The 11,019-nt window shown below is 53.4% G+C and carries 13 protein-coding genes; 9 read left to right on the forward strand and 4 right to left on the reverse strand.

All coding sequences use genetic code 11. The features are described from left to right. The 3 genes from VLH40_01110 to VLH40_01120 form a co-directional block, all read left to right on the forward strand. Window positions 1–682 (forward strand): Sua5 family C-terminal domain-containing protein (locus tag VLH40_01110; GenBank protein HSV30607.1); only part of this gene is annotated, 682 nt, incomplete at its 5' end. A gap of 635 nt (window positions 683–1,317) precedes the next feature. Continuing rightward, complete coding sequence (locus tag VLH40_01115) at window positions 1,318–1,638, forward strand: hypothetical protein (protein HSV30608.1); 321 nt, start codon at window positions 1,318–1,320, stop codon at window positions 1,636–1,638. A 9-nt stretch (window positions 1,639–1,647) separates the two neighbouring features. Beyond that, window positions 1,648–2,007 carry a hypothetical protein gene (locus tag VLH40_01120; GenBank protein HSV30609.1) on the forward strand — a complete coding sequence of 120 codons (360 nt, stop codon included), beginning with the start codon at window positions 1,648–1,650 and terminating at the stop codon, window positions 2,005–2,007. Window positions 2,008–2,038: 31 nt separating this feature from the next. Here the strand turns inward: VLH40_01120 and VLH40_01125 are convergent, their stop codons facing one another. From VLH40_01125 to nth, 3 genes are all read right to left on the reverse strand, one after another. After that, window positions 2,039–2,620, reverse strand: coding sequence for a hypothetical protein (locus VLH40_01125; GenBank protein ID HSV30610.1), 582 nt, complete (start codon window positions 2,618–2,620; stop codon window positions 2,039–2,041). Between the two features lie 62 nt (window positions 2,621–2,682). After that, window positions 2,683–3,438: a hypothetical protein gene (locus VLH40_01130; GenBank protein ID HSV30611.1), complete on the reverse strand. Its 756-nt coding sequence runs from the start codon at window positions 3,436–3,438 to the stop codon at window positions 2,683–2,685. After that, window positions 3,435–4,115: an endonuclease III gene (nth, locus tag VLH40_01135; protein HSV30612.1), complete on the reverse strand. Its 681-nt coding sequence runs from the start codon at window positions 4,113–4,115 to the stop codon at window positions 3,435–3,437. The genes VLH40_01130 and nth overlap by 4 nt, the downstream gene beginning before the upstream one ends. 177 nt (window positions 4,116–4,292) lie before the next feature. On the opposite strand from nth, the gene VLH40_01140 reads away from it, so the two are divergent. The 4 genes from VLH40_01140 to VLH40_01155 are packed head-to-tail and all read left to right on the forward strand — an operon-like array spanning window position 4,293 to window position 8,277. Next, window positions 4,293–5,525: a sugar ABC transporter substrate-binding protein gene (locus VLH40_01140; GenBank protein HSV30613.1), complete on the forward strand. Its 1,233-nt coding sequence runs from the start codon at window positions 4,293–4,295 to the stop codon at window positions 5,523–5,525. Window positions 5,526–5,546: 21 nt separating this feature from the next. Next, the gene (locus tag VLH40_01145; protein ID HSV30614.1) at window positions 5,547–6,470 is read left to right on the forward strand and encodes a sugar ABC transporter permease; all 924 of its coding nucleotides are present in this window, start codon (window positions 5,547–5,549) and stop codon (window positions 6,468–6,470) included. Window positions 6,471–6,472: 2 nt separating this feature from the next. Further along, a complete protein-coding gene (locus tag VLH40_01150; protein HSV30615.1) occupies window positions 6,473–7,294 on the forward strand; it encodes a carbohydrate ABC transporter permease in 822 nt (273 codons plus the stop codon). Beyond that, entirely contained in the window at window positions 7,291–8,277 is a 987-nt protein-coding gene (locus tag VLH40_01155; GenBank protein HSV30616.1) for a radical SAM protein, read from the forward strand. Before VLH40_01150 ends, VLH40_01155 begins: the two co-directional genes overlap by 4 nt. Window positions 8,278–8,369: 92 nt before the next feature. Here VLH40_01155 and VLH40_01160 read toward each other — a convergent pair whose 3' ends face one another. Continuing rightward, on the reverse strand, window positions 8,370–8,963 hold the full coding sequence (locus VLH40_01160; protein ID HSV30617.1) for a helix-turn-helix domain-containing protein: 594 nt from the start codon (window positions 8,961–8,963) through the stop codon (window positions 8,370–8,372). 192 nt (window positions 8,964–9,155) lie between these two features. On the opposite strand from VLH40_01160, the gene VLH40_01165 reads away from it, so the two are divergent. Together VLH40_01165 and VLH40_01170 are read left to right on the forward strand one after the other, a co-directional pair. Then, on the forward strand, window positions 9,156–9,791 hold the full coding sequence (locus tag VLH40_01165; protein HSV30618.1) for a hypothetical protein: 636 nt from the start codon (window positions 9,156–9,158) through the stop codon (window positions 9,789–9,791). A gap of 50 nt (window positions 9,792–9,841) precedes the next feature. Beyond that, on the forward strand, window positions 9,842–10,693 hold the full coding sequence (locus VLH40_01170; protein HSV30619.1) for a ribulose-phosphate 3-epimerase: 852 nt from the start codon (window positions 9,842–9,844) through the stop codon (window positions 10,691–10,693). Window positions 10,694–11,019 lie beyond the last annotated feature (326 nt).

Genomic DNA, 11,019 nt, shown 5'->3' on the forward strand with positions numbered 1-11,019 from the left:
CACTGTCGCGGTACGCGTTCCCGCCCATCCCGTGGCGCTTCGCCTGATCGAAGAAACCGGTGGCCCGATCGCCGCGCCCAGCGCCAACCGTTTCGGCCGGGTCAGCCCCACCCGGGCTGAAGACGTTTTAGACGACCTCGCCGGACGGATCGACCTGGTCCTTGACGGTGGTCAGACCTCGATTGGTGTGGAATCTTCGGTGGTTCTGGCCGAAGGGGAAAAGCTGTTCCTTCTGCGTCCCGGCGGGGTGAGTCTGGAAGACCTGGAGGCCGCCGCCGGACCGTTTGGCGATCAACGCAGCGGTGGGGGAGCGATCCTCTCTCCCGGAACCCTGGAACGGCATTACGCTCCCCGGGTCCCCCTGTTTATGTTCGAAGGTAATCCGGCTGATCTGGCTCTTTCCGATCTTGACGGTATAGCGGTCATTGCCCTGACCGACGATCGGAAAGGGGCGCCGGAGGTCATAGCTCTCAGTCGGGAGGGAGATCTGCGGGAAGCGGCGGCGAACCTCTTTCGCGTCCTCCGCGGACTGGAATCCCGGAAGATCCGCCGGGCCCTCGTTCTGCCGCTGGAGGAGCGGGGCCTGGGCCGGGCGATCATGGACCGCCTGCGCCGGGGGGCATCGGGAACGGTAAAGTGTTTGGGAAATAAACTTATTTATATTGACAAAGTAACGCATTAAACGCTATAGTGGCTTGGTATGAAAAACCCGAAAGGAGTGGATTCGTCATGAAAAAACTGTGGGGGTTGGTTGGGCTGGTTCTTCTCCTTATTTCGTTGGTAATCGCGGGATGCGCCCCGGCGTTGCCTGGGCCAGTGGGGCCACCGCCGGTGGTGCCTTGTAGTCTTCAGTTATTTTCACGGAATGTATGGGTTTATGGAACAGTGTATATCAATGCTCAACCTGTGGGCTATCTCACGGCTATGTCTGCTCTAACCATACCGAACATGCCCTGTGGGGGAATTGTTAATCTCTACATTATTGATGAGGATGGTTTCATAAGCGCAACAAGATCTATTCAGCTCAATCCCTCAGGACCAACAGTTCTTGATCTCACTGAGTGGCCCGGATTGTTCTAAGTCTATCGCCGGGAACCATATTTTGAACTGTTGAAATTCCCGAAAAACTATTGAAAAATATTACCAAACAACGCCCCACGGCCGTGGGGCGTTGTTTGGTTTTGCGTATATCCCCCTGCTCCCTTGCGCAGATATCTTGCTGAAAAAGATTTGTTGGCTAACCCGCCGCCTCACTGGTCATTTCTTTTTCACTCCGTCCATGGTATACTGATAACCAATGGGAGGTGTGTCGTCATTATGAGAAAGACTCAGAGAAATTATTTGATTTTTCTTCTTGGTGTAGCGGTTCTGGGTATGTTTCTCACGGGCTGTACAGTAGAAATTCTGCCCCCGGAACCCCGTTTCGGATCTGTGAATATTTGTTCCGACCACTCGTCTGTTTATGGTAATGTCTTTCTCGATGGAAGGTACGAGGGGGATTTGTGGCCGAATGAATGTTTATATGTGGACGACCTCAGGATCGGTAGAACCTATACCGTTCGGGTCGATACCGGATGGGAGGTTATTGTCCAGGATTTCTATTTTGACTTTTCCGGACAGGTTGTTACCATTCGTTAGGGCGGCGCGATGATTGTTTTGAAAAAGTCTACCGGACATCTGATCATCTTGGGCATGGTTAGTATTGTTTTACTCTTGACTCTTTCCGGGTGCCAGATCGGTTTGGGGGTCGGTTTTCAGTTCCGGATGGGTTTTGTCTACTTCGAATCCACCGGTTACCCGGTTTATGGTCCGTTGCTTCTGGACGGGCATAAAATCGGCACTCTCGAACCGCTGGGACGCCTCCGGCGTTTAACCACTCTCGATTTCCGCCACCTTCTTGAACTGGTCAATCCGCGCTGCCCGGACGGGTTGTGCTCCTGGATCCTGGAACCGCCACTTGTCGCCGGGGAAATCATCTACCTTTCCCTTCCCGCACTCAATGAATAATTGACGAACCGACGCCGCTTCGGGCGTCGGGTCAGAGCCTACCTTCAACCTTCCTCAACACGTACCCCCGGTGCGGAGCCTCGATCTCCAGCGGAAGATAAGGCGCTTCCCTGCTGAACCGGAAATAGAGCACTTCTCCGGCCAGGGTGAACCGAAAACGGATTGATTCTGTATCCTCGCTCACTCTTCGCAGTCGTCCCCGCCACACCATTCCCGAAATAGGAACCAGAATGGAGACATTGAGCGATTCGATCGCCGTAGGATCCAGCAGGCTGAACAATAACGGAATCTGTTCCAGGTCATAGGTTGGTCCGATAAGAGGGATGGAAGCCTCTTTCGTCCCCGCCGGTGATCTGAGGCGGATCGAAGCCGCATGTTCCTGATAACGGGTGTCCAGCTCTAAAACGCCGCCGGCGGCCGGGTAGGGAATATTCTTCCGGCTGGACAGAGGGCGTAAAGTCTGACTGTCCATGACCACTCCGCTGTCTTCCCAGGTTTCGCCGTCTCGGGTGACCAGAAGCGATCGGAGGGTCAGTGTCACCTCATCACGAGTGATGAGGTGATGGACCTCTCCGCCTTTTTCTTCGCCGACCATGACGGCATAGCGAATCACACCGGCGTCCAGGGCGAAAAGAGTCCGGGAGAACAAGAGTATGGTGACGGTAAAAAGGACGGTCAGGCTGAAGTCAATCGCTCGGTTTCGCGGGATAGGGCCTCTCTCCTTTCTTCCCGGCGGTAAGCGTACCAGAGAATTCCCAGGGTTAATATACACAGGAGGGGGAGCAGGCTGACTAAATAGGCCTGCGTGAACAGGGACAGGAACGGTATGAACTGAAAGAGGAGACGGGGGACAATCTCCATTTGGAGTATGAAAAAGGACAACAGAACAAAGCCGACGAACCGCCGGATGGGATAGGGTACGTCCCGGTACCGGCCGAACGCCAGGAAGGCGCAGGCGGCAACACCGAAGACGATCTCCAGGAGTCTTTGGATCAGAAAAGGTCCGGTTGGAAAGGTGGAAAACTGGCTGTATCCATAAAAGCGGGAGAGGTCATGGAATAAAATCAAGAGGAGGTCGCGGGTGATTTTCCCCAGGGCGAAGCCGATCCCGATGAACAGCCAGAAGGGAAATAAGGCGGTGGCGTGTTGCGGCTTTAGGCGACGGTAAAGGCGGTCGATCAGGAAAGCGAGGAGGGAAAGTTCGAGCACGGTGATGAGGACACTGATCAACCAGACGTTTCCCAGACCGGCAATCCGGTCGTAAAGGGCTTTTTCGAGTAGGCGGTAAGGGAGGATGAGGGGAAGGAGAAAGGCGGGGCCATAGCCAGAAAGAAATACGACTCCCGCTGGCGGGAAATCGTTCCACCGGAGCCGAATCAGCCACCAGTATCCGAGGGGAACCAGGATGAGCAAAAAAAGAGTGGCGATCATTGACTCACTCCCTGCTGCAGGCCGGAAGGCGGTTTCCCTGACTCCACTTGGTGTTTTTCGCAGTACGTCTCGATCGGGCACTGAAGGCAGCGCGGACGGCGGGGGAGGCACACGTTCTGGCCGAAGAGAACCAGCACGGTGTTGATCGGAATCCAATATGGGGGGGAGAGTTTGTCTCGCAGGGCCATTTCCGTCTGTTCCGGGGTTTTGGTCCGGACATAGCCCCAGCGGTTGGTGATCCGGTGGACATGGGTATCAACGCAAATGCCGGGTAGACCAAATCCCTTGGTCAGCACCAGATTGGCGGTTTTTCGGCCGACGCCGGGAAGCTGCAGCAACTCGTCTAAGGTGTCGGGTACTTGTGAGTCGTAACGCTCGACGAGGATATGGGAAATTTCCCGTAAATACCGTGCTTTCTGCCGGTAAAAGCCCACCGGATAGATGAGATTGGCCAGTTCGCTTTCCGGAATAAGCAGGATGGAGTGCGGCGTATCAGCTCGCGCGAACAACCGTTCCGTCGCACGGCGGGTGACCGGGTCCTGGGTTCGGAGGCTGAGTAGACAACCGGCCAACACGAGAAAGGGATTATTGTTTAGGGGTTCGAGGGTCATATCTTGCCAATTTTTTTTATTTTCCTGTAGTATGTTGAATACTTTGTCGATGGCGAAGTGGATCATATGGTCAATCATACGGGAAGTAGGGGTAGAATAGCAAGAGAGCATCTTGATTGTTGCTTACCGATACGTTTATAATCGTAGCATGAAAATCGTGTAAGGGGAGGTGAGTCTGCGAGGAAACCGGTAGGCAAGTGGTACTGGGAACGAGTCTGAACAGAATGGGAGGTGTGTACAATAATGAAAAAAATCGCATTGCTCTGTGCGGTAATTCTTGTCTGTGTACTGAGTGTGAGCGGGTTGGTCTCGGCCCAGACCCGGGTACGGGTCATGTGGGCCGAATATGATGGGTTGACTCCGGACTATGCCGTGAACCTGGAACAGGCGTTTGAAGCAGCCCACCCCGATATCGATCTCGAAATCATCTCTACGCCCTGGCCCGAATTCTTTGACCGCTTGATTACCTTTGTCGTCGGTGGGCAAGCTCCCGATCTTTCCGTGATCGGAACCCGCTGGTTGTTGGACCTCATGGAAATGGGAGTAGTGGAACCGATTGCGCAATGGGTGAGCGATGAAACGCTCGCCAATATCGATCCGGCGCTTCGGGAAGGAACTATCGGTGGTGTCCTCTATGGTCTGCCGGTAGCCGCCGGTACCCGATTGCTGTATTACCGGTCCGATATTGTTGAAAGAGCCCCTGAAACGTTTGAAGAAATGCTGGACATGGCCCTGAAAGTACACAACCCGGAAGAACGCATTAACGCGGTGGGAATGAGCGGCATGTTATATCCGGAGTTAACCGAACATGCGTATTACTTGTTTGGCAACGACGGGTACTATTTTGAAATACTCCCTGACGGGACCTATGGAAGATCCACGGTTAACGACGAAGCCGGCTTGGAAGCGATGCAATTCATGAACGACCTGGTGAATACCCACCAAGTGACTCAGCCGGGAGTAACCGCTTACTCGCGTGATGAACTTCAGGACCTGTTTGCAGCCGGAAATCTTGTGTTCTTCATGAGCGGAGGATTCACGTCCGCGATATTGGAAGCACGCGATGTGCCCTTTGAATGGAGCGTAGCTCCTCTTCCTCACTTTGAAGGAAAGCCTCAGAGCAGTTTGATCGTTACCGACTCCATGGTCATGTTCAATACTTCGCTGGCCAAGGAAGAAGCTGGGAAGTTCCTTGATTTCTTTTATTCCGACCCATGGCGCCTCGAATTCGACAAGTTGGTCGGATTCCCCCCGGTGACCAAGTCCCTGGCTGATGAGCCTTACTTCCAGACTCCGGTATACCGGGTCATGGTCGAGCAGATTCCCGGAGCCAAGGGCTGGCCGTTGATGGAAGAGTGGCCGGAAGCCAACGATATAATTTGGGACAACATCAGCGCGATATTCCTGGGCATCAAAACCCCCGAACAAGGGATGAACGATGCGGCGGCGGAAATAGACGCTCTTCGCGGTATGTAACGGGAAGAAACGAAGGGCGGGGTGAGAACTCCGCCCTTCGTTAAGAAAGAGATGATGATCAGAAAAGGGAAATTTTGGAAAACGGAGTCCACCTTTGCCTACCTTCTTTTGCTCCCCGCAACGGTGTTTCTTATTGTTTTCATGTTCTATCCGATTTTTTCCGTCATTCTCATGTCCTTTTTTCAGGTAAACCGGCTTGGACAACTGATGGCTTTCGATCCTCTGGGGAACTACCGCTTTTTGGCCGGGCGGCCGGACTTTTGGCAAATCATTATCAGAACCTGTGTATGGACTGCTCTATCCGTTTCGGTAAAGACGGCTATCGGGCTGATCATCGCCTTGCTCCTTAATATTAAATTTACCGGTCGAAAACTGGCCCGGACCCTGGTGATCATTCCCTGGGCCAGTTCCGTTCCGATCAGCGCCATGATGTGGCAGTGGACCTATAATGCTGACTTTGGATTACTCAACCATACATTACGGGTACTGGGGATTTCCGATCCGCCCATTTGGCTGGCTTTTCCCCGAACGGCCTTTTTAGCCAATATCTGGGTGGATATCTGGTGCGGGATTCCTTTTATGGCCCTGGTTTTTCTGGCTGGTTTGCAGGCCATTCCCCAGGAATTGTACGAAGCGGCCGAGGTGGATGGAGCAACCTCCTGGTTGAAATTCCGTTATGTGACCATGCCGCTCCTCAGTGGGATAATGATCGTAGCGACCCTTTTGTCCACCCTGTGGACCTTCAATAGCTTCAACATCATCTGGATACTGACTATGGGCGGTCCGGCCGGGACCACCGATATATTGGTTACCCATATCTATAGATATTCTTTTCTGTACCAGAGATGGGGACCGGCTGCGGCTATGGCTGTGATCACCTTTATGATGCTTCTGACGGTGAGCATTGCTTATGCGCGTCGCTATTTTCGAGAAGGAGCGGCATAACCATGAAAGGATACCGATACCTGGTATATCCGGCGATCGTTTTTATTCTGGCTGTTTTGCTCTTTCCTTTTTTTGTAACGATATCCACCGCCTTGAAGCCTTTGGAGGAAGTCTACGCCGCTCCTCCCCACTGGATACCTCGGAATGTTCAACTGGAGAATTTTTCGGTTATCTGGACGAAATACCCCCTCTGGGCATATTTCCGTAACAGTTTTATCGTCGCATTCGGAACGACCGCCATCAACATGGCTATGTGCATTCCAGCGGCTTATGCGGTGGCCCGTCTGCGATTTCGTATTAAGGGGTTCATGATGTATTTGTTCTTGGTCGTTCAGATGTTCTCCCCGATCATCGTGGTCATTGCCCTGTTTCGTACTATTGCCCAACTGGGCCTACTGGACAATCTCTGGTCACTGATCTTTACCAATGGGGTGTTTACTCTGGCCTTTGCCACCTGGCTTTTGGCCGGCTATTTTCGGAGTATCCCTCGGGAAATTGAAGAGGCGGCGTTGATCGACGGGTGTTCCCGCCTGCAAACCATCTCCCGGGTGGTGATCCCGATTGCCATGCCCGGTCTGGTGACCACGGTGATTTATACCTTTATCACGGCCTGGAATGAATTCATGTTCGCCCTTACCTTCATCACCTCCATGGATAAACGTCCCCTGACCCTGGGTCTGTATAATTTCGTGGGTCGCTGGACCGTGCAGTGGCATTACCTGATGGCTTCGGCTATTCTGGCCATGATCCCGGTGATTATCCTGTTTCTGTTGATTGAAAAACAATTGGTCCAGGGGCTGGCTGGCGGTGCCGTGAAGGGGTGAATTTTCAATGGCACCTTACCAACCGTTGCAACCTGCGCTGCCTTCATTGTTACCAGTCGGAATTCCAGGATCCCGCATCAGTTGACTTACTTGCTCTTGCCTCCCGATTGCTGTCTGATCTGGAGGCAAGAGGGGCCTCTGGCGTAATCAACATCACCGGCGGGGAGCCTTTAATGCTTGCCGAGGAACTCTATCGCTTGCTCGCTGTCCTCGAAACCGCCCGACCGGTGACCGAACTGATGATCATCACCAATGGACTGCTCCTTGACCGGGAGAGTATCGATAGGCTGGCTGCTTTCTCTAAACTAAGCACGATCAAAATCTCCCTGGAGGGGGCATCTTCCCGGAGCAACGATCGCATCAGGGGTCGGGGAGTGTTTCGTAAAGCGCTCGAAGCGCTCAGGAGAACGCGGGATAGCGGACGATTCCAGGTGATCGTCATGAATACTCTTACCCCTGATAATATCGACGAGGTGGTGCCTTTGCTCGAACTGGTTGAAGAGGAATCGTTCCATGGTTTGATCATTGAACGGTTCATTCCGGAGGGACAAGGCCGGAACCTGAGAGACGGTATTCTGAGCCCAGCCGAATGGCGGGACTTTGTAACGACGCTTGTTGAGTGCTGCGACATGGATTCTTCTTTGGCGGATCTGGCTCCCTACCGGGCTTTCTGGATCAGACCCGGACAAGGGGACCGGGAGATTCTGGGAGCCGCCTGTAACCTGGGAGAATCGTTTTGTATCATGCCGGAAGGTACTCTGCTACCCTGTCGCCGATTTCTCTACCCCCTGGGGAACCTGATAGGCGAATCGTTGTGGGATATCGTCGGGCGGTCGCCGCTTCTCGAAGAGGTCCGGGACCGGAATCGCTTACAGGGAAAGTGCCGGACCTGCCGGCACGAGTCATGTTATGGGTGCCGGGCCTTGGGATACGCCTGTTACCGCGACCCTTTTGCGGAAGATTTCCTGTGCTTCGAGAAGTAGACCTCTATTTTTTGCGCCGACTGGTTCTTTCTCTTAGGGAAAGGCATACTGAGTGGAAAACGGTATAGTCTTCGGAAAGGGGGATAGGGAGCTCATTGCGGTTGGTGCAGAAAACGGGTGAGGAGTTCTTCGAAAAGACGCATGAATTCCTTTTTTTCCTTCTGGGCATCGACGTTATAGTATGCACTCCACGGTTCCTGGAGGACAATAAACGCCAGAAAGGGAACAATCACAAAGCAAAACAACAAGAGCCGGTTCTTGCTCCAATGTCGGATCTCGGTGTCCGGTAAAACGCGGTTGATCCGGGAAAAAATCACCTGTTCGATCATGTCGAACAAGCCCGTTTTGTCCGATCCCAACTTGACCGCTTCCATAATCAGGATCCGGAACACGTCTTTTTTTCCTTCTACGAAGGAAAAGGCCTTCTGCAGCCGTTTTCCCATATCGGTTGAATCGGTTGGGAGTATTCCGGTGAAGAGATTATCCCGTAGAGTGAATCCTGTAAGCAGACTTTGCCGGACCGTTTCCCGAAAAAGCTCTTCCTTACTTTTAAAATAGTAATAGAGGAGAGCTTTGTTCACCCCGGCTTTTTGAGCAATTTCTTCCACCCGGGATCCCTCGAACCCTTTTTCGGCGAAACATTTCTCCGCCGCTTCGAGTATTCGCTTTTCGGCTGGTTGCTTCATTGTTCTGGCCCGCTTTTCCGTAAACCGCACCCCTTTGCCTCACTGAGTCATCGATTCGTATTATATCCGAATACAGGGTGGTAAACTACCGGCGGGAGGGGGGAGTAAGTACAATACTGTCTTTTTTACCGTTTGGTGGTACAATACCAAAAGGGTAGGAACGCAGGGTTAACCCTTAGGGGGGATTCAACCATGAAGCGCAATAAGTTGGTAAACAGTACGATCATCGTCATGACGGTTGTCACAGCCTTTTTTCTTCAGGGATGTCTTGGCGGGACGGACCTGAGCCGGATTGAACGCCAACGCTACGAGATGCGGATGGAGGAAAGTGGAGAGGTGACCGCCGGGTATATGCTGATCGAAACGACTCCGAAGGCGGACGATCAGCTGGAGATCAAGATCGACTTCAAGATGGGTGATTCTTCGTTCAGCCAGACCATGGTGACGAAAACCGAGGAAATCGGGGATGCCTTCGGAACTCTCTTCTTTGCCAACCCGACCCTGATGACCTTATATGGGCCTCTTTTAGCCTCACAGGCGATGTTCTTACCCCTGCTGATGACCGGGGGACAGATGTCCGAAGGCTTTCGATGGGAGACCAGCGAAGCAGGGGAGACGCTGACCTACACCGTATCTTCTTCGGAAACCCGCTTCGGCTTGAAAGCCTACTGGGTGGAAATAGCCCGAAACGGACAGACCGTGATCAGAACCCTGCTTGCTGAAGAGGAAATGTTTCCGATCGTGGTGGAAATCAGGGATCCGGAAATGCTCGAAGCGGGCCAGACCAGCCTCTACTATGAGTTGACCGAACTGATCCTTCGTGATTAACGATTTCGGTGAAAGTGACGTAACGCCGGGGGAGTGGCAGACACCTTGGATTGAGGAAGCGAGGGTGCGAGGAAGGTTTGTCCCATCACCGATCACCATTTTTTACATTGGAGATGACCATGTCCGGACCTCGCTATGACCGTCGGTACCATCTCAGTCCCTCTCTTCTTTCGGCAGATACGGCGGAACTCGGGAAGGCGGCTAAAGCGGTTGAATCGGCCGGGGCCGATTCCTTGCACCTTGATGTAATGGATGGGCATTATGTTCGAAACTTCGCTTTTAGTCCGAAGAATGTTGCCGACCTGGCAAAAGTCAGTCGACTTCCCCTCCACGTTCATCTGGAAACAGACAACCCGGACGATTGTATATCCCTGTTTTCCTATGCCCGAATGATCATCGTCCAGGAGGATACCTCGCGAGATCTGGCAAAAACCCTGGCCTTGCTCGAACGAAGCGGCCCTGAGACGGGAGTTGCGTTGAATCCCGATCGACCGGTCGAGTATCTGCTCCCCGTTCTTCACCGGGTCCGACTGGCCTTGCTGATGGCCGTGCCGCCGGGATTTGGAGGGCAACCATTCTCTACAGACACCTTGGCCAAGGTGCGCTTCCTCCGGGAAGAGCGGATTCGGAGAATGGGACATTTCTGGATTGGTATCGACGGAGGACTAGACGGGAAAACGATCGGCTTGGCCCGGGAAGCCGGAGCCGACTATTTCGTTGTTGGTAGCGGAATTTTCGGCCCGGACGGACGGGGAGTGGAGGATCTGAACCCGGCAGGGCGGGTCCTCCTGTTCAACCGCTTGATCCGCGAAGCGGATGGGGACGAGAAAAGGCATAGCAGGAGAGAGGTGGGTCATAGAGGAACTGAACTGTCAACGGACAATGACTTACACCTCCCCTAAATTGTTGCGAATCTGAGTAGGGTTCGCGTAATCAACTCAGAAACGCTCTGTATCAAAGTATTTTTCCACTGAGTTCCTGCGTGCCCGCGGCTTTGCGAGAGACCAGTTTTTCCATGCTGTTTGAACTGGTGTCCGCCGGGTAGTAGCAGTGCTGGAACTCTCTCATTGCTCATGAAACCCTGCGGCGCTGGCTCCTCTTCCCGATCCTTCCCCAGTCGACGGGTCCCCCCAAAAGCGGCTGACCGTCCAGGCCTGCTTGCGCGCCGCGCGCAGGCAAGAACCCCGGGCTGGGAGCATCCAACTGGTCTACCGGGAAAAGAGGTGAG

It is taken from the genome of Atribacteraceae bacterium (assembly GCA_035477455.1).
Lineage (GTDB): Bacteria > Atribacterota > Atribacteria > Atribacterales > Atribacteraceae > DATIKP01.

Coding starts and splice junctions, on each gene's coding strand:
- VLH40_01115 (HSV30608.1), top strand. CDS start 1,318: ATGAGAAAGACTCAGAGAAATTATTTGATTTTTCTTCTTGGTGTAGCG.
- VLH40_01120 (HSV30609.1), top strand. CDS start 1,648: ATGATTGTTTTGAAAAAGTCTACCGGACATCTGATCATCTTGGGCATG.
- VLH40_01130 (HSV30611.1), bottom strand. CDS start 3,438: ATGATCGCCACTCTTTTTTTGCTCATCCTGGTTCCCCTCGGATACTGG.
- nth (HSV30612.1), bottom strand. CDS start 4,115: ATGATCCACTTCGCCATCGACAAAGTATTCAACATACTACAGGAAAAT.
- VLH40_01140 (HSV30613.1), top strand. CDS start 4,293: ATGAAAAAAATCGCATTGCTCTGTGCGGTAATTCTTGTCTGTGTACTG.
- VLH40_01150 (HSV30615.1), top strand. CDS start 6,473: ATGAAAGGATACCGATACCTGGTATATCCGGCGATCGTTTTTATTCTG.
- VLH40_01160 (HSV30617.1), bottom strand. CDS start 8,963: ATGAAGCAACCAGCCGAAAAGCGAATACTCGAAGCGGCGGAGAAATGT.
- VLH40_01165 (HSV30618.1), top strand. CDS start 9,156: ATGAAGCGCAATAAGTTGGTAAACAGTACGATCATCGTCATGACGGTT.